At 67.9% G+C, this 22,935-nt stretch carries 21 protein-coding genes; 11 read left to right on the forward strand and 10 right to left on the reverse strand.

Going from position 1 to position 22,935, the window contains the following annotated elements; all coding sequences use genetic code 11:
- The first annotated feature begins 7 nt into the window (after window positions 1–7).
- The 3 genes from AC6CID_RS03270 to AC6CID_RS03280 all read left to right on the forward strand — a co-directional run bounded on the left by AC6CID_RS03270 (window position 8) and on the right by AC6CID_RS03280 (window position 2,134).
- Complete coding sequence (locus tag AC6CID_RS03270; protein WP_498353562.1) at window positions 8–526, forward strand: phosphatase domain-containing protein; 519 nt, start codon at window positions 8–10, stop codon at window positions 524–526.
- Window positions 527–885: 359 nt separating this feature from the next.
- Window positions 886–1,353, forward strand: coding sequence for a CGNR zinc finger domain-containing protein (locus tag AC6CID_RS03275; protein WP_498353563.1), 468 nt, complete (start codon window positions 886–888; stop codon window positions 1,351–1,353).
- A gap of 112 nt (window positions 1,354–1,465) precedes the next feature.
- On the forward strand, window positions 1,466–2,134 hold the full coding sequence (locus AC6CID_RS03280; protein ID WP_064060660.1) for a pentapeptide repeat-containing protein: 669 nt from the start codon (window positions 1,466–1,468) through the stop codon (window positions 2,132–2,134).
- Window positions 2,135–2,156: 22 nt separating this feature from the next.
- On the opposite strand, the gene AC6CID_RS03285 is transcribed toward AC6CID_RS03280, so the two are convergent.
- The 4 genes from AC6CID_RS03285 to AC6CID_RS03300 form a co-directional block, all read right to left on the reverse strand.
- Window positions 2,157–3,500, reverse strand: coding sequence for a flavin-containing monooxygenase (locus AC6CID_RS03285; protein ID WP_498353564.1), 1,344 nt, complete (start codon window positions 3,498–3,500; stop codon window positions 2,157–2,159).
- A gap of 62 nt (window positions 3,501–3,562) precedes the next feature.
- On the reverse strand, window positions 3,563–4,228 hold the full coding sequence (locus tag AC6CID_RS03290; protein WP_138842128.1) for a potassium channel family protein: 666 nt from the start codon (window positions 4,226–4,228) through the stop codon (window positions 3,563–3,565).
- Window positions 4,221–5,576 carry a TrkH family potassium uptake protein gene (locus AC6CID_RS03295; RefSeq protein WP_498353626.1) on the reverse strand — a complete coding sequence of 452 codons (1,356 nt, stop codon included), beginning with the start codon at window positions 5,574–5,576 and terminating at the stop codon, window positions 4,221–4,223. The genes AC6CID_RS03290 and AC6CID_RS03295 overlap by 8 nt, the downstream gene beginning before the upstream one ends.
- A gap of 78 nt (window positions 5,577–5,654) precedes the next feature.
- The gene (locus AC6CID_RS03300) at window positions 5,655–6,878 is read right to left on the reverse strand and encodes an MFS transporter (RefSeq protein WP_232512380.1); all 1,224 of its coding nucleotides are present in this window, start codon (window positions 6,876–6,878) and stop codon (window positions 5,655–5,657) included.
- Between the two features lie 76 nt (window positions 6,879–6,954).
- Here AC6CID_RS03300 and AC6CID_RS03305 point away from each other — a divergent pair, with 76 nt between their 5' ends.
- On the forward strand, window positions 6,955–7,833 hold the full coding sequence (locus AC6CID_RS03305) for a LysR family transcriptional regulator (protein WP_094980817.1): 879 nt from the start codon (window positions 6,955–6,957) through the stop codon (window positions 7,831–7,833).
- 22 nt (window positions 7,834–7,855) lie between these two features.
- On the opposite strand, the gene AC6CID_RS03310 is transcribed toward AC6CID_RS03305, so the two are convergent.
- The 4 genes from AC6CID_RS03310 to AC6CID_RS03325 are packed head-to-tail and all read right to left on the reverse strand — an operon-like array spanning window position 7,856 to window position 12,707.
- Complete coding sequence (locus tag AC6CID_RS03310; protein WP_064060664.1) at window positions 7,856–9,283, reverse strand: xylulokinase; 1,428 nt, start codon at window positions 9,281–9,283, stop codon at window positions 7,856–7,858.
- Window positions 9,280–10,212 carry a carbohydrate kinase family protein gene (locus AC6CID_RS03315; RefSeq protein ID WP_064060665.1) on the reverse strand — a complete coding sequence of 311 codons (933 nt, stop codon included), beginning with the start codon at window positions 10,210–10,212 and terminating at the stop codon, window positions 9,280–9,282. Before AC6CID_RS03315 ends, AC6CID_RS03310 begins: the two co-directional genes overlap by 4 nt.
- Window positions 10,209–11,681, reverse strand: coding sequence for a mannitol dehydrogenase family protein (locus tag AC6CID_RS03320; protein ID WP_064060666.1), 1,473 nt, complete (start codon window positions 11,679–11,681; stop codon window positions 10,209–10,211). The genes AC6CID_RS03315 and AC6CID_RS03320 overlap by 4 nt, the downstream gene beginning before the upstream one ends.
- Window positions 11,682–11,687: 6 nt before the next feature.
- Window positions 11,688–12,707, reverse strand: coding sequence for an NAD(P)-dependent alcohol dehydrogenase (locus AC6CID_RS03325; RefSeq protein WP_064060667.1), 1,020 nt, complete (start codon window positions 12,705–12,707; stop codon window positions 11,688–11,690).
- Window positions 12,708–12,835: 128 nt separating this feature from the next.
- Between AC6CID_RS03325 and AC6CID_RS03330 the strand changes: the two genes are divergently transcribed.
- From AC6CID_RS03330 to AC6CID_RS03360, 7 genes are all read left to right on the forward strand, one after another.
- Complete coding sequence (locus AC6CID_RS03330) at window positions 12,836–13,903, forward strand: sugar-binding transcriptional regulator (protein ID WP_498353565.1); 1,068 nt, start codon at window positions 12,836–12,838, stop codon at window positions 13,901–13,903.
- A gap of 6 nt (window positions 13,904–13,909) precedes the next feature.
- The gene (locus tag AC6CID_RS03335) at window positions 13,910–15,265 is read left to right on the forward strand and encodes an ABC transporter substrate-binding protein (RefSeq protein WP_498353566.1); all 1,356 of its coding nucleotides are present in this window, start codon (window positions 13,910–13,912) and stop codon (window positions 15,263–15,265) included.
- Window positions 15,262–16,227: a carbohydrate ABC transporter permease gene (locus AC6CID_RS03340; RefSeq protein WP_006550640.1), complete on the forward strand. Its 966-nt coding sequence runs from the start codon at window positions 15,262–15,264 to the stop codon at window positions 16,225–16,227. Before AC6CID_RS03335 ends, AC6CID_RS03340 begins: the two co-directional genes overlap by 4 nt.
- Window positions 16,224–17,114 carry a carbohydrate ABC transporter permease gene (locus AC6CID_RS03345; RefSeq protein ID WP_006550641.1) on the forward strand — a complete coding sequence of 297 codons (891 nt, stop codon included), beginning with the start codon at window positions 16,224–16,226 and terminating at the stop codon, window positions 17,112–17,114. Before AC6CID_RS03340 ends, AC6CID_RS03345 begins: the two co-directional genes overlap by 4 nt.
- A gap of 33 nt (window positions 17,115–17,147) precedes the next feature.
- Entirely contained in the window at window positions 17,148–18,227 is a 1,080-nt protein-coding gene (locus AC6CID_RS03350; protein ID WP_016693896.1) for an ABC transporter ATP-binding protein, read from the forward strand.
- 22 nt (window positions 18,228–18,249) lie between these two features.
- Entirely contained in the window at window positions 18,250–18,804 is a 555-nt protein-coding gene (locus AC6CID_RS03355; protein ID WP_064060669.1) for a sugar O-acetyltransferase, read from the forward strand.
- A gap of 76 nt (window positions 18,805–18,880) precedes the next feature.
- Entirely contained in the window at window positions 18,881–19,465 is a 585-nt protein-coding gene (locus AC6CID_RS03360) for a hypothetical protein (protein ID WP_254707568.1), read from the forward strand.
- Between the two features lie 25 nt (window positions 19,466–19,490).
- Here the strand turns inward: AC6CID_RS03360 and AC6CID_RS03365 are convergent, their stop codons facing one another.
- Together AC6CID_RS03365 and recD are read right to left on the reverse strand one after the other, a co-directional pair.
- Window positions 19,491–20,918 carry a lipase maturation factor family protein gene (locus AC6CID_RS03365; protein WP_220666045.1) on the reverse strand — a complete coding sequence of 476 codons (1,428 nt, stop codon included), beginning with the start codon at window positions 20,916–20,918 and terminating at the stop codon, window positions 19,491–19,493.
- A 139-nt stretch (window positions 20,919–21,057) separates the two neighbouring features.
- Window positions 21,058–22,935, reverse strand: a complete 1,878-nt coding sequence (gene recD, locus AC6CID_RS03370; RefSeq protein ID WP_024103308.1) for an exodeoxyribonuclease V subunit alpha — start codon at window positions 22,933–22,935, stop codon at window positions 21,058–21,060.

Genomic DNA, 22,935 nt, shown 5'->3' on the forward strand with positions numbered 1-22,935 from the left:
ATCGTCCGTGACGAAGAAGACGCGCGATCGCAGGAAACCGGGGCGGCAACGGCACCGGCCGCCGAGCACCGCGCCCCCACCACCGGCGCGATACGTCGAGGATCCGACGCTGCCGGCGGCCTGGCTCGTCGACATCGACGGAACGCTCGCGCACATGAGCGACCGGAGTCCCTTCCACTGGCACAGGGTGGGCGAGGACACCGTCTCCCCGGCGGTCGAGGCCGCGGTGCGAGGGTTCGCCGCCGCACCCGACAGGGCGGCGATCGCGCTGCTCTCGGGACGCGACGGCGTGTGCCGACCGGAAACCGAGGAGTGGCTCGCCCGGCACGACATCCCCTACGACGAGCTGTACATGCGTCCGGCCGGCGACAACCGGAAGGATTCGATCGTCAAGGCCGAGCTGTTCGACCGTCACATCCGGCACCGCTATCGCATCATCGCGGTGCTCGACGATCGCGATCAGGTGGTGCGCATGTGGCGACGGATGGGACTGGTGTGCTTCCAGGTCGCCGAGGGCGACTTCTGACGAGCACCGGCGCATACCCGGTTCTCGAACGATGTTTCAATCATGCTGGGACACTTCGGCACTCATCGTGGACGGCGGAACGAACGGGGCCGCGCCGAGATCGACACGCCGAGTCCCGCACCCGACACAGCGCACGTACAGCACCTGTCCGATCGACGTGGCGTGGCTCGACTCCACACTCCATGCGTGTTCGTGAGGACGGGTCGAGGTCGGGCATTCCTGTGGGTTCCGAGCTTCGATGGCGGTCATGCCCACCGCCATGATGTAATGCCCTTAAGCATCTCAACCCTTACGGCGAGTATGCGGTCCTCCTCGCGGCGTCGCTGGCCGGCGACTGGCCCGACGATCGGGCCGGCATCATGGCCCGTACGCGCGAGGTGGGCATGACCATGGACTTCCCGACCGCGCCCGACGACCATCAGCGCACCCGTGAGGTCATAGACGACTGGCTCGCCGTCGTCGACGCGTCCGACCCCAGGGAACGTGCGCGCCTGCTCAACGAGCAGATGGCCGCCGCAGCGGCTTATCCCCGGCTGACCGATCACGACGGCGAGGGGTGGCACCTGCACTACCGCGACGAGGTCCAACCGCTCCCCGACGTACTGCGCGCGGTGATCAGCGTCGGCACGGCACTGCACCTCACCACTCGTGGAATGCACCGCCTCCACCGGTGCGCCGCAGCGGACATCCCGACCAACCCGTGCTCGGCCGTGGTCGTCGACATCACCCGCAACGGCCGCCAGCAGTACTGCTCCGTGCGCTGCGCGAACCGCGCTGCAGTGCGCCGGCACCGAGCGCGAGCGGCCCAGCAGCGTCGACCCGCATAGCCCGAGTAGCACATCGCAATCGGGAACGGGCCTGTCCCCCACGTTCCCGCGAACCCGACGGGTTGGGAAGCTGGACCGCAGACACCCCACCGATCCGGAGGCCCCGAGAACCATGGCTGCTCGTTCCACCACCCGCCCGCCGAGGATCGACGCCCCGGACCTCGGCGTCCTCACCGACGCGGACGGCGACGAGTTGCTCGCGCACGGAATCTTCGAGAACAGCCGCTACACCGACACCGACCTGACGGGTCGTGATCTGGCCGGGATCATCCTGTCCGAATGTTCGCTCGTCGCACCGATCGTCGCCGACAGCGACCTCACGAGCGCACGCCTGCGCGACACTCTGGTCGAGCGCATGCAGGCACCGAATCTGTTCGCGCCGCGCAGCGGCCTGCACCGCGTGCACATCCGGGACAGCCGGATCGGTGCGCTGGACCTCTTCGACGCGGATCTGCGCAGCGTCACGATCGCGGATTCGAAACTCGGCCTGGTCAATCTGCGGGCCGCCACGGGACGCGACGTGCTCTTCCGCGGCTGCATCCTCGACGAACTGGATCTGGGAGGCGGCACGTTCACCCGCGTCGCCTTCGAGGACTGTTCCGTCGGCGTCCTCGACGTCGACCGCGCAACCCTCGACCAGGTGGATCTGCGCGGCCTGCGGATCGACACGATCCGCAACATGGGCGGTATGAAGGGTGCGACGATCAGCGCCCATCAGGCCGTCGAACTGGCAGGACACTTCGCCGCTCATCTCGGTCTGCGCATCGAAGACCCCTCCTGAGGACGATTCCCCGCCCGACCGATCACATTCGTACGGGTGGGACCGAGGAGACATCGAACGCCGCCTCGTCGAACGTCGACAGCTCCCGCAGCATCCGGTCCGTGGACCACGGCCAGTTGAAACTGTTGCGGCCGTTGACATCGAAGAAGTAACTACGACAACCGCCGGCGTTGTACACCGTCCCGTCGAGTGCGTCCTGCACCGTCCGGCTGAAGGCATCCTGCACGGCCCGTCGCGGCTCCATCCGGGTCCATCCCTCCTGCCGCGCTCGGATCAGCGCCTGCATGACGTATCCCAGTTGCGCTTCCAGGATCGTGAAGGCGGACGTGTGTCCGGTGCCCAACGAGGGGCCGAGCAGCACGAAGGCATTGGGGAAACCGGCGACCGTCGTTCCGAGATACGCCTGGGGGCTGCCACTCCAGTGATCGTCGAGGCTACGACCCTGCCCGTCGACGATCCGCCCGGCGATCGGCATGTCCAGGATGTGGAAACCCGTACCGAAGATGACGGCGTCCACCTCGCGTTCGACACCGTCGCCGCCGATCACCACATTTCCCCGCACCGACGCCACGGCGGTGGGATGTACTTCGACGTTCGACCGGGTCAGGGATCGGTAGTAGGTGTTGGAGAACAGCATGCGTTTGCAACCCGGCGTGTACTCCGGTGTGAGGAGGTCGCGTAGTCGCCGGTCGTGCACCTGCAGACGCAACCATGCCCGGCCGACCTGCTGCAGCGCCTTCATGAACACCGGGTTCCGGAAGCCGAGCCCCAGCATTTCCATGATCGCGTACTCGGATCGTCGCAACATTTCGTGGGCACCCGGCACTCGGCGCAGGACGGCACGTTCGAGACGCCGGAGGGGATAGTCGGGTTTCGGCAGCACCCATTGGGCGGTGCGCTGATACAGGTGCAGTTCGGCAACGTCCGGCTGGATCTCGGGAACGAACTGCACCGCGGACGCGCCGGTCCCGACCACCGCGACGCGTTTTCCGCGCAGGTCGTACCGATGGTTCCATCGGGAGGAGTGGAACACCTCACCGGGAAAGGTGTCGAGCCCGGGAATGTGCGGGAGCACTCCGTTCGTCTCGGCCACGCCTTCGATGTACCGCCGGATCTCGGCCTGTCCGGCGAACAAGCGGGACCACTCGCGGTTGGGCGCGAAGGAGTAGGAATAGAGCGCCGACGGCACATCGCATGCACAGCCGGGGTAGGTGTTGTCCCGCCAGGTTCCGGCGATCGCGTCGGCCTTCTCGAGGACGACGAAGTCGATACCGTGTCGGCGCGAGTGGACCGCGGCACCGAGACCGGAGATACCGGCACCGATGACGACCACATCGTGGTGAACGTAGGCGTTACCCGGCGTCATACCAAAAGTATGACACGTGGGGGTGTGACGGCCGACACCCTTTCCCGTCGCCCGATCCGACCTCACGCCAGTTCGGCGAACCGTTCGGTGTCGCGCGCCTGCCCGGAGACGATGATCGTGTCGCCGGGAGAGATCACGGTGTCGGCCGTGGCGTAGGTGAATCCCTCCCCCGGTCGCTTGATCGCCACCACCGTCACGCCGTAGCGGCTTCGGATCGTCGTCTGCGACAAAGGCTTTCCTACGGCGAATGCCGGTGCGACCGTCTTGACCATGGCGAAGCCGTCGTCGAACTCGATGTAGTCCATCATCCGCCCACGCACCAGGTGCGCAACGCGTTTGCCCATGTCGTGCTCGGGTCGCACGACGTGATGCACACCGATCTGGGTGAGGATCCGGGCGTGCGCGTTGCTGATCGCCTTGGCCCACACGTTCGGTACCGCCATGTTGATCAACGCCGAGGCCGTGAGGAGGCTCGCCTCGAGGTCGGACCCGATCCCCACGACCGCCCGGCCGTATTCGTGCACCGACAACTGCCGAAGTGATTCCTCGTCGGTGGTGTCGGCGACGGCGGCGTGTGTGAGCCGGCCCGACACCTTCTCGATCACCGCTTCGCTCGCATCGATACCGAGCACCTCGGTGCCCTGAGCCATCAGTTCGAGCGCAAGCGATTTGCCGAATCGTCCGAGCCCCAGGACGACGACGACATCGGCGGCCGGTTTCCTAGCCAATGAAGGGCCTTTCTGTGGGTAGTTCGTAGCGGCGACCACGGTCTCGGGCCGCCAATGCACTGACGAGCGTGATGGGTCCGATCCGGCCCAGATACATCAGCGCCACCAGGATCAGTTGTCCCCAGGACGGCAACTGAGCGGTGATGCCGGTGGACAGCCCCACGGTCGCGAACGCCGAGGTGACCTCGAACAGCAGTACGTCGAGGTCGAATGCGGTACCGGCGAGAAGCACGAGTGTCGGCACCATCACCAGCGCCACACCGATCAACGCCACCGCCAGGGCCTGGCGTTGGAGACGCGGATCGATGCGCCGATCGAACACCGTCACGGACTTCTCGCCCCGGACCTCGGCGGCGATGACGAACATCAGCAGGGCGAACGTCGTGACCTTGATACCGCCGGCGGTGCCGCCGCTCCCGCCTCCGATGAACATCAGTACATCGGTCACCAGCAATGTCGCGTTGTCCACCTGGGCGTAGTCGACGCTGTTGAACCCCGCGGTGCGCGGCATGACGCCCTGGAAGGTGGCCGTGAGAAGCTTCGCGCCCCAATCGTGCCCCTGCAGAGTGTGATTCCATTCGAGCGCCAGGACCAGCAGCGGGCCCACCACCAGAAGCACCGCGGTCACCACCACCGTCAACCGGGTATGCAGCGACCAGCGCTTCCGGTGTCCTCTCAGGTGCCTGCCGAGTTCGAACAGCACCGGAAACCCGATGCCACCGAGGATCACCGCGATCATCAACGGCACACAGATCCACGGATCGGCGGCGAACCCGACGATGTTGTCGCTGTAGAGAGCGAACCCCGCGTTGTTGAACGCCGAGATCGCGTGGAAGACCCCCAGCCACACCGCTCGGGCCGGGGTTTCGTCGTAGCCCACGGCGAAACGGAGCGCCAGGGCCGACGCCACGACGGTTTCGATGAGCACGCTGGTACGCACCACACCGACGACGACACTGCGGACGTCGCCGAGTCCGGACGTACGAACCTCCGCCGCAGCGTTGAGCCGGGCCTTCAGGCCGATCCGGTCGGCCAGCACCAAACCGATCAACGAGGCCATCGTCATGATGCCGAGTCCACCCACCTGGATCAGCCCGACGATCACACCCTGCCCGAATCCGGACCAGTGGGTGGGCGTGTCCACGACGATCAGGCCGGTCAGGCACGTCGCGGAGGTCGCGGTGAACAGCGCCGCCATCACGCCTGCTCCGGTACCCGACTGCGTCGCGGCCGGGGTCAGCAGCAGCACCGTGCCCACCGCGATCGCTGCGGCGAAGCCCAGCGCCACCACCCTGGCCGGGCTGTGCGTCAACCGGTTCGCGAGGCGCCGGATCGGCGCGGACACCACTTCGGTGCGTCTACTCACATCGCCGAACACTAGACCCGCCGGCCGCACGTCCGGAATCTCGGGGGGATCACTGCGGTGTCAGGCGTTCCCGGCCTGCTCGACGGGAACGCATGTCCGCGCACGCCTCACGCCCTGCATCTCGCGAATCCAGAGCCCGAGACCACAGGTGGGGAAGACTGCCCCCAGCACGCACACCGCTTTCCAGCCTCCACCGAAGTACGCGAGGGTGGACAGCACACTCCCGAGCGATCCTGCGAGGAAGTAGCAGGTCATGTAGGCGGTGTTGAGGCGACTTCGAGCGTCGGACCGAAGCGGGTAGATCAGACTCTGGTTGCTGATGTGTGTTCCCTGGATCCCCAGATCGAGCAGTGCGACCCCGATCGCCAGCGCGACGACGTGACGCTCCCCGACGGCGAGCAGCACGAAACTCGCCGCGGTGACGGCGACGAAGAATCCGGTCTGGCGACGCGCATATCCCCGGTCGGCGAGAGCACCCGCCACACGGGCGGCCAACGCACCCGCGACCCCGAAGAGGGTGAACATCCCGATGCGCGCATCGGACCACTCGTATCCCGGTCCGGCGAGGAGGAATCCCACGCTCGTCCAGAACACCCCGAACGACGCGTACGTCAGTGCGCCGTACGCGATCCGTTGCCGCAGAACGGCTTCGGCGGACATCAGTCGGAGTACCGAGGCCAGCACCGCACGGTACCCGGCATCGGTGGTGGGGACCGACTCCGGCAGGATGCGGATCAACAGCACGGTGAGCAGCATCAGCACCGCTGCGCATACGAACACCGCCCGCCAGCCTGCCACCTCGGCGATCAGTCCTGCCACCACGCGGGACAGCAGGATGCCCAGCAACAGACCGGTCATGACGTTGCCGATGACACGTCCACGCTCGTCGTCGCGGGCGAGACTCGCCGCGAAAGGCACCAGCACCTGGCCCACGACCGATCCCGTACCGACCAGGACGGCGCACGCCGCCAGGATCCGCCAGTCCGGCGACCACGCCATGACCAGCAAACCGGCAGCGGTGACGAGGAGCATCCAGCGCAGGAGTGTCCGTCGTTCGACCATGTCCCCGACGGGAACGAGGAACGCCAGGCCGAGCGCGTACCCGATCTGTCCGGCCGTGACCACGAGCCCGACCTCGGCAGTGGAGGCGTCGAAGGTCTCGGCGATGGCGCCGACCAGCGGTTGCGCGTAATAGCTGTTGGCCACCACCAACCCCGAGGCAAAGGCCATCACCGCGACGAGTCGGCGATCCATGCGAGGCGTCGAGATATCGGTGCGTGACATGGATCCGATCGTCGAACGCCGTCCACCGATCTGTCCAACGGGATAAATTGATCGATCCCAGAAGTAGAATCGATCAATGGAGTTTCGTCAGCTCCGCCATTTCCTGGCGGTCGTCGAGCACGGTCACTTCACCCGTGCCGCCGAATCCGTGCACCTGTCCCAGTCGGCCCTCAGCGCCTCCGTCCGCGCGCTGGAGAACGAGCTGGGAACACCGTTGTTCGAACGCACCACCCGCTCGGTGGTCCCGACCGATGCCGGCAAGGTGCTCTATCCCTATGCGCAGAGAATGCTCGGGGAAGCACAGGACGCGGTGGCCGCCGTCGACCGGTTGCGGACCGGAGAACTGGGCACACTGACGCTGGGGACGGTGCAGACGTTCACCGCAGTGGACCTCCCCGCACTGCTGGCGCGCCTGCACGGCAGGTTTCCGGGAATCGGAGTGACGCTGAGAGAAGCGACCACGGACGAACTCTTCGATGCCGTGACCACAGCGGAGCTGGACCTGGCATTCGTCGCACTCGATGCACGCCCGCTCAGGTCGGGGCTGACCGCCCTCCGGACCTACCGTGAGGAACTGACCGTCGTCGCGGCCCCGGATCATCCGCTCGCTGCGGTGACGGACATCGAGATGCACGACCTGCAGTCCTGTTCGTTCGTCGATTTCCACGCGGGCACCGGTCTGCAGACCACGATCGAGTCGTTGTTCGCGGCTGCGGGAGTGCACCGGCACATCACGTTCCGGGTCGGCGACATGGACCGGCTCCTCGAACTGGTCCGCTACGGCCTCGGAGTGGCGGTCGTGCCCGAACCGATCGCGCAGCGCAGCGGGCTTCGGCGGATTCGCATGAACACCGAAAACCGGTGCCGCACTCTCGCACTCGTCGGACGCACCAACGCGTCCCCCAGTAGGGCCGCGAGACTCTTCCTCGACCTGCTCACCGATCCGATCGCATGACCCCGGTGCCGAGCGAGTGTTCTCATCCCACCGAGCGTGATTCCAGGGCGATGTCCGAACCGTCCGTCAGGTCCCGCACCTCCGCGTAGCGCTCCCGCACGTGCGGGGTCGGGTCGGCCTCGTAGCGGCGTGTCGCGCCGGATTCCCACGCCGGGGGCTCGTCGCCTCCGCGCAGCACCCACGCCGCCTGCCTGGCGGCGCCCCGCGCCACATACTCCCCCGGTTCGGGAACGTCGACAGGCATGCCCAGCACCGCCGGCGCCATCTCGCACACCGCCTGCGAGCGCGCCCCACCGCCGACGAGCAGCACCCGCCGGACCTCCGTGCCCTGCGCCCGGATGTGGTCGATGCCGTCGGCCAGCGAACACAGCAGGCCCTCGAACGCCGCGCGGGCGACATGCGCGGGCGTCGCCGTTCCGAGCCGCAGCCCGTGCAGGGCGCCCGTCGCGCCGGGACGGTTCGGGGTACGCTCCCCTTCCAGATACGGGACCAGCACGAGTCCGTCGCTGCCCGCCGGCGCCGAGAATGCGAGCCGCGTGAGCTCGGTGTGGTCGACCCCGAGCATCGTCGCGGTGGCGTCCAGTACCCGGGCCCCGTTGAGCGTGCACACCAGTGGCAGATGCCGGCCGGTCGCGTCGGCGAATCCCGCGACGTAACCGTCTGCGTCGCGTGCCGGTGTCGTGGACACGGCGCACACCACGCCCGACGTGCCGATCGAGACGACCACATCGCCTTCGCGGACGTCGAGAGCCAGCGCGCTCGCCGCATTGTCGCCGGCCCCCGGACCGAGCAGGGCACCGGCGACCGTCTCCCCGACACTCTCGGCCGGCCCGGCGACCCGCGGGAGGAATGGGCTCGGCCGGCGCAGGGCCTGTTCGAGCAGATCGTGTCGGTAGGTGTCGGTGGATGCGTCGAAGTAGCCGGTGCCGCTCGCGTCACTGCGATCGGTGGCGAGCCGGTCGAGGTCACGGTCGGTGCGCATCGTCCACGTCAGCCAGTCGTGCGGCAGGCACAACGCCGCCGTGCGGTCGGCATTGCCGGGTTCGTGGTCGGCGAGCCAGCGTGCCTTCGCGACGGTGATCGCGGCAAGCGGGACCACCCCCACGGCCTCGGCCCACGCGCCCGCGCCACCGGCCTCGTCGACGAGATCGGTCGCTGCCGCTGCGGATCTCGTGTCGTTCCACAACAACGCGTCGCGGACCACGTCGCCGCGCTCGTCGAGGCACACCATGCCGTGCTGCTGCGCTCCCACCGAGATCGCCGAGACGTCGTCGAGTCCGCCCGCTTCCGAACACGCCCGCTCGAAGGCAGCACGCCACTCCAGCGGGTCGACCGCGGTGCCGGACGGATGGGGAGCGCGACCCTCGCGCACGACGGCCCCGGTGTCGGCGTCGCACACGACGACCTTGCAGGACTGGGTGGACGAATCGATCCCGGCGACGAGCGTCATCGCGCCGCCTCCCGGGCCGCGGTGCGGTCGGCCAGCGTGGGCAGGTCGGCACCGGCGCGGGCCACCGTCAGACCGGACGTCCACGCGGCGATGTCGAACACATCGCGCACATCGTCGATCCCAATGCCACGCAGTCGTTCCCGACGGTCGGCCCCGAGGAGACCGCAGGTCCACAATCCGTCGAGCAGACCGGTGGTGAAGGCGTCGCCGGCGCCGACCGTGTCGACCACCTCGACCCGCACGGCGGGTACCTCGACAGTCCCGGCCGCGCACAGCGCCACCGCACCTTGTTCTCCACGGGTCACCGCAACGATCGCCGGCCCTCGCGAGAGCCAATCCCGCGCGGTGTCGAGGGGATTACGATCGGGCGCGAACCACGTCAGGTCCTCGTCGCTGGCCTTGACCACGTCGGCGAGCGAGACCAGACGTTCGATCCGTTCCCGTCCGCGCGCCGGGTCGTCGATCAGCGCCGGTCGGACGTTCGGATCGAAGCTCACCGTGGATGTTCCTGCCTGCTGCGCAACGAGTTCGGCGACGAGATCGCAGCCGGGTTCGAGCACCGTCGCGATGGACCCGGTGTGCACGAGCACGGCGTCCACCGACGGCGGCGGCTCGACAGGATCCCAGACGATGTCGAATTCGTACGTCGCGGAACCCTTCTCGTCGATCTCCGCCTGCGCGGTCGCCGTGCGCTCGGCTGCTGCGCTCCCCGGCGTCAGCGACACCCCGGAGGCCGCGAGGTGATCGACTATCCGCCGTCCGCGGGCGTCGGTGCCGACGCGTGTCGTGAACTGCACGGGCCGGCCGAGCCGGCCCAGACCGAGCGCGACGTTGAGCGGACTCCCGCCCACGTGCTCGACGGGTTCGGCGCCGCCGCGGTGGACGATGTCGACGAGGGCTTCTCCGACGACGAGGGCGTGGCCGTTCATTCCGGCTCCCCCGGAAGTTCCTTCAGGGTGGCGCGTGCGCCGTCGCTGTGCAGGGCGTTGAGCGCCCAGGTGTAGGCGTCGACGAAACGGTGGTTCTGCGCGAGATCACCGAAGACCTCGGCGTTCTCGATGAAGGCGGTGGGATGCGTGAGTTGTCCTCGCGCGATCGGGACGAGCGTGTCGGCGAGCCGGTCGACCACCTCGATCGGTTGTCCCTGTTCGTCGATGCCTTCGGCGTAGCGCGCCCACGAAGCGACGATCGCCGCGGACAACCGCACGTGCCCATTGGCGGCAAGGTTCTCCCGGATCACGGGCACCAGCCACTTCGGAATGCGATCGGACGACTCGGCGCACAGGCGTGCGATCGTGTCCCGGATCTCGGGGTTCGCGAACCTCTCGATCAGGGTGGTCTTGTACTCGTCGAGATCGATGCCCGGCACCGGTTTCAGGGTCGGTGTCGCTTCGGTGTCCATGTACGCACGGACGAATCCGGCGAGGAGCGGATCCTGCGCGGCCTCGTGGACGAGGCGGTATCCCATGAGATACGCGAAATAGCAGAGTCCCTGGTGACCGGCGTTGAGCAGACGCAACTTCATCAGCTCGTAGGGAGCGACGTCGTCGACGATCTGGACTCCCGCATCCTCGAAGGGCGGTCGCCCGTCGGCGAAGTCCTCCTCGAGCACCCAGGAGGTGAAGGGTTCGGCGGCGACCGGCCAGCGGTCCTGCACGTCGAAGCGTTCGGAGAGCGCCGAGACCACCTCGTCGGTGGTCACCGGGGTGATCCGGTCGACCATCGAGTTGGGGAAACGGACGTGCTCGGTGATCCATTCTGCGAGATCGGGATTCAGAAGGCGCGCGTATTCGCTGAAGACGCGACGCGCGACGGTTCCGTTGCCCTCGATGTTGTCGCACGACATCACCGTCGGAGCGCGCAGTCCTCGCTCCCGGCGCCGGGCGAGAGCCTCGGTGACGAGACCGAAGACGGTGGCCGGGGGTTCGCCGGACCGCAGATCGTGTTGCACGGCCGGATCGTCGACGTCGAACTCACCGGTGTCGTGACGGATGTTGTAACCGCCCTCGGTGACGGTCAGCGAGATGATCCGGGTGGTCGGGGCCGCGAGGAGCTCGACGACCGCCTCGGGATCGTCTGGGGCGTAACGATAGTCGACGATGGAGCCGATCACCCGCGGCTCCCAGGTGCCGTCGGGGTGGGTGAGCACCAGCGTGTACAGGTGGTCCTGGACGGCGAGCGCCTCCTGCATACGGCGATCACCGGGGAGCACCCCGACGCCGCAGATACCCCATTCCTTCGCCTTCCCCTGTTCGAGGAGCCGGTCTACGTACATCGCCTGGTGCGCGCGGTGGAATCCGCCCACACCGAAGTGCACGATGCCGACGGAGACGTCGTCCCGACGGTAGGTCGGGACGGGCACACCCAACTCGGGAAGCGTCTGCTCGTTCACGTGCATGGATCTTCAGTCCTTTCCCGCCGGATCGGTCACGTCCACGACGGCCTTGATGTTTCCGGGTGTCCGATCGGATTCGAGTGCGTCGGCGGTCTTGTCGAGGGGGAACCGGGCGGTGACCATCGAGTCGAGATCGACCCGTCCCGCCCCGAGGAGCGCGAGCGCGGTCGGCCACGTGTTCGCGTAACGGAACACGCCGGTCAGGATCAGTTCGCGGTTCTGGACCCACTGCACCGGCAGGGTCATCGTCTCGGCGCCGGATCCGACGAGGACGACGGTGCCGCCGGGACGGACCGCGCGGATGCCCGAATCGACGGCGGCGGGGGCGCCGGACGCGTCGACGTAGGCGTCCACGCGCAGGGCCGACGGGTCGTCGACGCTGGGATCGAGCGCAGCGCTCGCCCCGAACGACAGTGCGGTCTCGCGTCGTCGCTCGTCGAGGTCGGTGACGACGACCTCGACCGCACCGAAGGCGCGCGCGACCTGTGCGACGACGATGCCCACGGGCCCGGCACCGGTGACGAGGACTCGTGAGCCGGCGGTGACACGGGCCTTCCGGACGGCCGCGATACCGACCGACAGCGGCTCGCACAGGGCGGCGGCATCGTCGGACACGGTGTCCGGAACGGGATGCGCGAAGGCCGCCCCGATGGTGACGTACTCGCACAGCGCGCCGTCGACGGGCGGTGTGGCGAAGAAGCGCATGTGCGGGCACAGGTTGTAGTCGCCGCGGCGCGTCTCCTCGGTGAGCGGGTCGGGGCGTTGCGGTTCGATCGAGACCCGCTCGCCGATCCGGCTCTGCGGAACACCGTCCCCGACCGCGACCACGACCCCGGAAGCCTCGTGGCCGAGCACGATCGGATCGGTCACGACGAACTCGCCGATACGTCCTTCGCGGTAGTAGTGCGCGTCCGAACCGCACACCCCTACGGTGGTCACCCGGACGAGGACGTCGCCGGGCTCCGGTGCAGGTAGTGGCCTTTCCTGCATCTCGATGCGGCCCGGTTCGAGAAGTACGGCGGCACGCATCGTGTCCGGGAGCGGCGGGCGAACTGTTGTGTGGGTCACACTGTGATGCTAACGTACTGAGCAGATGCACGCACCCCTGAGCAGATGCTCACGGAGCGTCCGAATACTGCTCACACCAAGGAGAGCTCGTGACCGCCCCCGGCCCCACCAACATCCCGGACACGGAGAGCCCGGTATCCACCGATGATCTCCGTCTCGCCGTGCGGGCCGCAACGCTCTACTACCTCGACGGACTCACGCAGGCCGAGGTGGCGCAGCGTCTCGGCGTCTCCCGTCCCACCGCCGGCCGGCTCGTCGCGCGCGCTCGCGCCCAGGGCCTGGTGCGCATCGAGGTCACCGTGCCACCCGCCTGGCGCGACGACCTGCACGCCGAGACCGAACGGGCACTCGAAGAGCGATACGGGCTCGTCGAGGCCGTGGTGGTCGGGCGCCGGGTCGACGACGCGGGTCCGATCGAGGACTCCGCAAGCTTCACCGCCCTCGGGCGCGCCGCCGCCGGCCTGCTCACCCGCCGTCTCCACCCCTCCGACACCCTCGGATTCACGTGGGGTCCGGAGACCGTCGCCGTGGCACAGGCCATCCCGTCGGGTGTCGCCAGTTGCGCCACGATCGTCCAACTCGACGGCTCCCTCTCCACGAGCGCCTACCAGACCGGCACCGAGTTCGTCCTCGGCCGCTGCGCAGAACAGCTTCGGGCGCAACCGCTCCGGCTTCCCACACCGCTGTACGCCGATCCGTCCACGGTCGCGTCGATGCGCGCCGACTCGTTGATCTCCCGCACGCTCGAGGTCGGGCGCCGCGCGGAGGCGATGATCTTCGGTGTGGGCGCCGTGTCGACCTCGACCACCCTGTTCGAGGGCAGCTTCCTCGACACCACGATGCTCCACGAACTCGACGGCCTCGGTGCGGTCGGTGAGATCGGCGGCCGGTTCTTCCGTGCCGACGGCACCGCCGTGCACGGCGAACTCGAAAGCCGCACCATGTCGGTACCTCTCGACGACGTCCGCGACTGCCCCGCCACGATTCTCGTCACCGGCGGACAGTCCAAGCACCGCGCTGTACTCGGTGCTCTCCGAGGCGGTCTCGCGAACATGCTCGTCTGCGACATCGCGTGCGCCCAGTACCTGCTCGACCATCCCGACCAACGCCCTCGAGAACGGCACCCCGAAGGACGAGGCACCACCGAAATGAGGTAGACCATCGTGCCTACAGCAAGAAGATCCATCCGCGCGGCCGCGGCAGGAGCCGTGGCCCTGAGCGTCGCACTGACCGGTTGTGCCGGTGCAGGATCAATCGGTACGTCCGGCCGCACCGTCACCATCGCGATGGTGTCGAACTCCCAGATGCAGGACGCACAGCAACTCGCGTCGCAGTTCGAGGCCGAGAACCCGGAGATCGACCTGAAGTTCGTCACCCTCTCCGAGAACCAGGCCCGCGCCAAGATCACCGCGTCCACGGCGATGGGCGGTGGCGAGTTCGACGTCGTGATGATCAGCAACTACGAGACTCCCCAGTGGGCGGAGTACGGCTGGCTCACGAATCTGTCACCGTACATCGAGCAGACCGACGGCTACGACGCCGACGACATCATTCCCTCGCTGCGCGAAGCACTCTCGTACGAGGGCGATCTGTACTCGGTGCCCTTCTACGGCGAATCGTCGTTCCTCATGTATCGCAAGGACCTGTTCGAACAGGCCGGCATCACGCTGTCCGACCCGCCGACCTGGACCGAGGTCGCCGAGGCCGCAGCGCAGCTCGACAGCCCCGACATCAACGGTATCTGCCTGCGCGGCAAGCCCGGCTGGGGTGAGCTGCTCGCACCGCTCGACACCGTCATCAACACCTTCGGCGGACGGTGGTTCGACGAGAACTGGAACGCACAGCTGAACAGTCCCGAGGTACGCGAAGCGGTGCAGTTCTATGTCGACCTCGTCCGCGAGTACGGTCAGCCCGGTGCCGCGACGAGCGGATTCAGCGAGTGCGCCACGCAACTCGCGCAGGGCCGGGTCGCCATGTGGTACGACTCCACCTCCGCCGTCTCGACCCTCGAGGATCCCGCGTCGAGCAACGTCGTCGGGAAGATCGGCTACGCGGCCGCGCCCGTCCAGGAGAAGGACCGCTCGGGCTGGCTCTACACCTGGTCGCTCGGCATCCCCGCGAGCAGCGAACACACCGAGGACGCCTGGAAGTTCATCTCGTGGATGACCGACCAGCAGTACCTGCGCACCGTCGGCGAGCAACTCGGCTGGGAGCGGGTGCCGCCGGGCAGCCGACTGTCGACCTACGAGATCCCCGAATACGCCGAGGCCGCCGCGGCCTACGGCCCGATCACCCTCGAATCCATCGAGGGAGCCGACCAGCAGAACCCCACGGTCGACCCCGTCCCGTACACGGGCGTCCAGTTCGTGGCCATCCCCGAGTTCCAAGATCTCGGCACCCGGGTCAGCCAGCAGATCAGCGCCGCCATCGCCGGACGGCAGAGCGTCGAGGACGCCCTCGACCAGGCACAGAAGTACGCCGAGGCCGTCGGCGCGACCTACCGGGAGAAGACGTCATGACCGCACCTGCAGCGCAGCGTCCCGCACCGGACGCCGACGAGCGCATCCGCGCCGTACGGGAAGCGAAGGAGGAGCAGATCTCCCGCGCCGAGGGATGGCGCCGGCGCGGCCCCCTGCTCCCGGCCCTGATCTTCACGATCGTTGTCACACAGATCCCGTTCCTGTTCACGCTGTACTACTCGACCCAGTCCTGGAACCTCGTCAGCCCCGGCTCCCGCCGGTTCGTCGGACTCCAGAACTACGTCGACGTCTTCCAGGACAGCCAGTTCTGGCAGGTCACCCTGAACACGGTGATCCTCATCGTCGGCACGGTCCTGATCTCCGTGATACTCGGACTGCTTCTTGCGCTCCTGCTCGACCGGGCGTTCCTCGGCCGCGGTATCGCACGGACCCTGCTCATCACGCCGTTCCTCGTCACCCCGGTCGCCAGTGCACTGATCTGGAAGACGTCGATGTTCGATCCCGTTTTCGGCATCGTCAACTTCGTTCTCTCCCCCTTCGGATTGGGAGAGGTGGACTGGATCAGCCGGTTCCCGCTCCCGGCCGTGATGGTCGCGCTGGTGTGGCAGTGGACGCCGTTCATGATGCTGCTCATCCTCGCCGGCCTGCAGTCGATGCCCCGCGACATCCTCGAGGCCGGCCGCGTCGACGGCGCCGGAGCCTTCGCACTGTTCCGCGAACTGACGCTGCCGCATCTGCGCCGGTTCATCGAACTCGGCACCGTTCTCGGCGCGATCTACCTGGTGAACACGTTCGACGCGATCTACATGATGACCCAGGGCGGACCCGGCACGGCCAGCTCCAACCTGCCGTTCTACATCTACCAGCGCGCGTTCCTCGGCTTCGACATCGGCCAGGCCGCGGCAATGGGTGTCGTGGTCGTCATCGGCACGATCGTCATCGCCACCTTCGCGCTGCGCCTGATCTTCACATCGTTCACCGGCAAGGAGGAAGCGGCATGAGCACCACGGCCACGCAGCCGCAGGCTTCGGACACCACGGCACCCACCGGCCGTGTCATGCGCACGGCCCGGAAGCGCAAGAACCGCAAGTTCAATCCCTGGGGTGTGGTCGCGTGGATCGCCGCCATCGGATTCTTCTTCCCGGTCTTCTGGATGGTGCTCACCGCCTTCAAGCAGGAGGCCGACGCCTACTCCGATCCACCGAAGTTCTTCTTCACCCCCACCCTCGACCAGTTCCGGGCGGTGTTCGAGACCGGAGTGGGCACGGCCCTGCTCAACTCGGCCTTCGCCACGATCGTCTCGACGGTGCTGGTCCTGCTGCTCGGCGTGCCGGCGGCCTTCGCGCTGTCGCTGCGGCCGGTGAAGAAGACGAAGGACGTGCTGTTCTTCTTCATCAGCACGAAGATGCTGCCCATCGTCGCGGCGATCATCCCGCTGTACGTGATCGTCGCGAACGTCGGCCTGCTCGACAACATCTGGGCCCTGATCATCCTGTACACGGCGATGAACCTGCCCATCGCGGTGTGGATGATGCGGTCGTTCTTCCTCGAGGTCCCGGGCGAGCTGCTCGAGGCGGCGAGCATGGACGGCGCGAGCCTGTGGACGGCGGTGCGCGAGCTGATCCTGCCGCTCGTCTCCCCCGGCATCGCTGCGACCGCCCTGATCTGCGTGATCTTCTCGTGGAACGAGTTCTTCTTCGCCGTCAACCTGACCGCTGTTCAGGCGCAGACAATTCCCGTCTTCCTCGTCGGCTTCATCACCGGTGAGGGCCTGTACTGGGCCCGGCTGTCCGCCGCCGCGACGATGGCGGCGCTGCCCGTCGTGCTCGCGGGCTGGCTCGCCCAGAACAAGCTCGTGCGCGGCCTGTCGTTCGGCGCCATCAAGTAGACCCGATTCCTTTTACCAGCAAGGACTTCCATCATGGCCGACATCACCTACCGCAACGCCTCGTGCATCTACGAGAACTCCGACACCTTTGCGGTCGATTCGCTGAACCTCGACATCGAGGACGGTGAGTTCGTGGTCCTCGTCGGACCGTCCGGATCCGGCAAGAGCACCGCGCTGCGCATGCTCGCCGGGCTCGAGGACATCGACGAGGGGTCGATCTCCATCGGCGGCAAGGACATGACCGGTGTGCCGTCGAAGGACCGCGACATCGCGATGGTCTTCCAGAACTACGCGCTGTACCCGAACAAGACGGTCGCCGAGAACATGGGCTTCGCTCTGAAGATGCGCGGTGTGAGCGCGGACGAGCGTCGCCGCAAGGTCGAGGAAGCGGCGAAGATCCTGGACCTGACCCAGTTCCTCGACCGCAAGCCCGCCAAGCTGTCCGGTGGTCAGCGCCAGCGCGTCGCGATGGGACGCGCGATCGTGCGCGAGCCACAGGTGTTCTGCATGGACGAGCCGTTGTCGAACCTCGATGCGAAGCTGCGCGTGCAGACTCGCACCGAGATCGCGGCGCTGCAACGCCGTCTCGGCACCACCACCGTCTACGTCACCCACGACCAGGTCGAGGCGATGACGATGGGCGATCGCGTCGCCGTCCTGAAGAACGGGGTGCTGCAGCAGTTCTCCAGCCCCACCGAACTCTACGACCGTCCCGCCAACGCGTTCGTCGCCGGTTTCATCGGCTCACCGTCGATGAACCTGCTCCGCGCGAAGGTCGTCGACGACGGAGTCGTCGTGGGCAGCACCGTCATCCCCGTCGAACGCGACCGCATCGCGCGACTGCACTCCGCAGGCATCGAGGAGGTCACCGCCGGGATCCGGCCGGAGGACTTCGAGATCGCCGACGAGGGCGTCGAAGCCGTCGTCGAACTCGTCGAGGAACTCGGCAGCGAGTCGTACCTGTACACGCGGGTGCCCGGCACCGGCAATCAGGTGGTCGCGCGGGCCCTCGTCCGCACCCCCGCACGCCTCGCCGACACCGTGCACCTGCGCAAGCGCGAAGGTACGGTGCACCTGTTCCACGTCGACACCGGAGAGCGAGTGGGCGACTGACCCGGCGACGGAAGGATCCTCAGTGGGCGAGCAGAAGGAACGGATGCTGGCCGGCGAACTCTACATCGCCGACGACCCCGAACTCGCCGCCGACGCGCTGCGGGCAGCGCTGCTGACCGAGAAGTACAACGCGTCGAGTGCAGCGGATACGGATGCGCGTCGCGCACTCCTCGAGGAGTTGTTCGACGCGATCGGTGACGACGTGGAGATCCGGCCGCCACTGCAGGTGGACTACGGGTATCGGATCACCGTGGGGGACGGGACATTCGTCAACTTCGGCGCGATCATGCTCGACGTCGCGCCGATCACGATCGGCTCGGACGTGCAGATCGGCCCGAACGTGCAACTCCTCACCCCCACTCATCCCCTCGATCCCGATCTCCGCCGCGCGAAGTGGGAATCGGCGCAACCCATCACGATCGGCGACAACGTGTGGCTCGGCGGTGGCGCAATCGTCGGACCGGGCGTCACGATCGGCGAGAACACGGTCGTGGGAGCCGGCGCGGTGGTCACCCGCGACCTGCCGCCGAACGTCGTGGCGACGGGCGTACCTGCTCGGGTGACGCGCCGGCTCTGAGCCGATCGAAGCCACCGCCTCCGAGTCGATCGGAGCGGAACTTGCGTCGATCCCGACGCTCGCTATGCTGCCCCGCATGATCAGTCGCCGCGCACGCCTCGTCAGCTTCGTCGTCGTCGCGGGTGCGGCACTCGTCGCGGCAGGGTGTTCGCGCAGCGTGGAGGGTGAGGCCACCGCATCCGAAGCACCCCCCGAGCCGTCGAGCACCACGGCGACCTCGTCGGCGCCGACCACGACCGCGACCGCCACGGCCGCACCGAAGCCGGTCGACCCCGACGACTACGCGGCGACCAGCGAGGGCGTGTACTACTTCGCCTCGCCGGGCGGGCAGTTCGGATGCGCCATCCTCGTCCACACCGCTCCCCTGACGGGCTGCCAGGGCACGATGCCGGCGAGTGCACCCCGGGTCCCCGGCAGCGGCGCGCCCGACGTGCTGGTGCCCGCGAACGCCCTGATGCTCGAAGGGGACGGCCCCGGAGAGTGGGTCAGCATCGGCGACATCGCGTTCACGGATCTCGGAGGTGCCCCGAATACGCTGCCCCACGGCAGCACTCTCACCGTTGATCCGTTCACGTGCACCGTCGACGAGAAGACCGCTGTCACGTGCGAGACGGACACCCATGGCTTCACCGTGTCGGAGACCGGTGGCGAGGTGTGGTGACCGCATCGGCGATCAAGGAGCGCGGTCAGGGCAGGTCGTCCCGCGCCATCGGCATCATGAAATCGCCGATCTCGTCCCGCATCCACCACTGGCGCGTCGCGCGTCGTTCGGCGCGCGTGGCGAAGCGGTAGCGGAACGGGCGGGCCCGCACCAGACGGGGCGGTTCGTCCGGGAACGGGTTGTGCCGGAGCAACTTCACGGTGGCCGGATCGTTCTCCAGCAGTTTTCCCGCGAACCGCGGGAACCACCCCGCGGCGTAGTCGCGCGAGATCCCCGCGAACCACATCAACCAGTCCAGACGCAGGTGGTACGGCGCGTACTGACGAGGCCTGCGATATACGTCGCCCGGTTTGCCCTTGAACTCGTACTCGCGCCACTCCGTCGCCGGTGTCACCACCGCATCGGTGGTGCCTTCGACGATCACTTCCCGCCGGGTGCGTGTGACGGTGCCGAACGCGCCGTAGGTGTTCACGAAGTGCCACTTGTTGAACGAGGCGTTCATCGCCTGCCGATGCGACATCAGATTCGACACCGGCCAGTAGCTGAGCACCGCGACCAGCACGGTCAGCGCCACCACGGCGACGGTGAACGCGATCGGTGTCGGACCGTAGGTCGTGGTGGAGTCGATCAGCAACCCGTAGAAGCTGTCGGGCACCACCGACAGCGCGATGACGATGGTGATCCAGTTGAGCCACGCGAAATTGCCGCTCGTCACCAGCCACAACTGCGTGACGATCATGATCAGTGCGGCGATCCCGGCGACCGGTTGCGGCAGGAACAATCCGAACGGCACGACGAGCTGGGTGAAGTGGTTACCCGCCACCTCCACCTTGTGCAGCGGCCGCGGTATCAGGTGGAAGTAGCGGCTGAGCGGGCCGGGCATCGGCTGGGTTTCGTGGTGGTAGTACAGGCACGTCAGATCGCGCCAGCACCGGTCGCCGCGCATCTTGATCAGTCCGGCACCGAACTCCAGGCGAAACAGCAACCAGCGCAGCAGGATCAGCACGAGCAGCGGAGGCGCGGTATCGGCGTTGCCCAGGAAGATCGCGAGCACACCGCCCTCGAGCAGCAGCGACTCCCAGCCGAACGAGTACCAGACCTGGCCGACGTTGACGATCGACAGGTACAGCAGCCACATCACGAACCACACGAGCATGCAGACCACGAGCGGCAACTGCTCGGTGACACCGAGCACCGTCACCACCGACAACACGAGACCCACCGCGGCAACCGCGGTGAACAGAGCGTCGGAGTATCTCCAGTGGAACAGGCTCGGCGACTGCCGGAACGATGTGAGCGCCAGGAAGCGCGGGGCGGGAAGGATGCCGCGTTCGCCGATCAGCGCCCGGAACTGCAGCAGGGCCGCGAGGAAAGCCACGGCGTACAGCACCGCGAGTCCACGGGTGACCAGCAGCCGCCCGATCGTGTACCCGTCCGCGTCCAACCAGTCCATCGCTCGGCTCGTTCGTCGTCTGTCGTGCGCGCCATCTCGAGCATGCCACGTCCGGTTCGCCGACGGAGACAGTGTTGCGACGATGGGTCGACGGGATCGGGCCTCGTCCTCACTCGATACGGGTGCGGAGACCGACCGGCTACACGCGGATCTCCCGCCGCAGCCCACTCGCTCGGAGCACCTGCCGTGCCACGCCCGCGCGTACCGCATCCTCGGTCCCGATGATCCGCACGTGCGACCGCGCACGCGTGATCGCGGTGTACAGCAGTTCGCGGGTGAGCAGCGCCGATCCCGAATCGGGCAGCACCACCGAGACGGTGCCGTACTGACTGCCCTGGCTGCGGTGGATCGTCATCGCGTAGACGGTGCTCACCGCCGGGAGCTGACTCGGGCGCAGTTCGAACGGCGTCTCGCCGCGTGCGAACGCCGCGACGAGTTCGTCGCCGCGCCGCACGACCACGCCGGTGTCGCCGTTGTAGATCTGCATGTCATGGTCGTTCGCGGTGACGAGCAACGGCCGGCCCGGATACCAGCTCTCGGGATCGAGTCGCTGCCCCGCGGCCTCCCCGATCCACTCGGCGGCCTGCCGCGCCCACCACTGCACGCCGGCCGGGCCGTCGCGGTGCGCGCACAGCAACCGATGTTCCTCGAACCGCTTCAGCGCCGTCTCGACGTCCCCCGTCTCGGCGGACTTGGTGACCTCGGCGGCGGAGCGGACGATGTCGTCGCGTAGGGCGTCGAGGTCGGAGGGGGCCACGAACGAGACCTCCGGGTCGCCCCTGCGCAGGATGTCGAGCACCTCGTCGCCGGCGCCCTTACGGACGGCCACCGCCAGCTCGGCGATCGCACCACCGAAGCGGCGGCCGCGACTCAGCCGCACGACACCGCCACCGAGCCGGGCGCGTTGGGCCGGAGTGAAGGCCGCCTCGGCGGGGTCGTCGGCGGCCGCCACATCGCGGGCGACGACCCGTTCGAAGACCGGATCGAGGGTGCCGCTGACCGGGCGCCCCACGAGGTCGGCAAGCACAGCACCGGCGTCGACCGAGGCGAGCTGGTCGGGGTCGCCCACGAGGACGAGCCGGGTGTCGGGCCGCACCGCCTCGAGCAGGCGGCACATCATCGTCAGCGACACCATCGACGTCTCGTCGACGACGATCACGTCGTACGGCAGGTGGTTGCCCGCGTGGTAGCGGAAGCGGGTGCGGCCGCGCTGCCAGCCGAGCATCCGGTGCACGGTCATGGCGGTGAGATTCGGCGGCAGACCCAGCTCGGTCTCCTGCTCGCGCACCGATTCCTGGAGGCGCGCAGCGGCCTTGCCGGTGGGAGCGGCCAGGCCGATGCGCAGTTCGTGTCCGTACAGGCGGGTGAGCAGCGCGAGGATCCGCGCCACGGTGTGGGTCTTGCCGGTGCCCGGCCCGCCCGCGATCACCGTGGTCGGTCGGGTGGCGGCGAGTGCCGCCGCGACGCGCTGACGATCGGGTGCCGGCGCGGGCCGGGAGGGATCGTCGGGATGGTGGAACAGCTCGTCGAGTGTCGCCGCGATGCGCTCCTCGTCGAGGTCGGGGAACGTCGCCGTGCGCTCGGCGAGCACCCGGCGGATCGTCTGCTCCTGCCGGAAGTACCGGTCGAGATACAGCAGCGGACCTTCCGCGGTATCGACGAGACGCAGCGGACGCAGAGGTCCGCGGTCGCCACCGACCACGAGGGGGCTGCGACGCAGCGCCGCGAGCACGTCCTCGTCGCGAGGCCACGGCAGGCTCGCGGGGTCGACGACGGGATGGCCGTCCGCGTCCTCGTCGACCGTGACCTCGCGGAAACGGGTGAGGTCGAGGCACACCGACCCGGATCGCACGGCACGCACTGCCAGCGCGGTGGCGAGATGCACGTGCGGGTCGTCCTCGCCGCCGAGCGCCGCGAGTCGCAGGGCGACGTGCACGTCGGCGGCGGAGAGTGCGCCCACCTCGTTGAACTGCCGCAGAGCGCCCTTGCCGCGCTGGGCGATCCGAACGTCGGTCAT

Source organism: Rhodococcus sp. GQ147 (genome assembly GCF_059759155.1).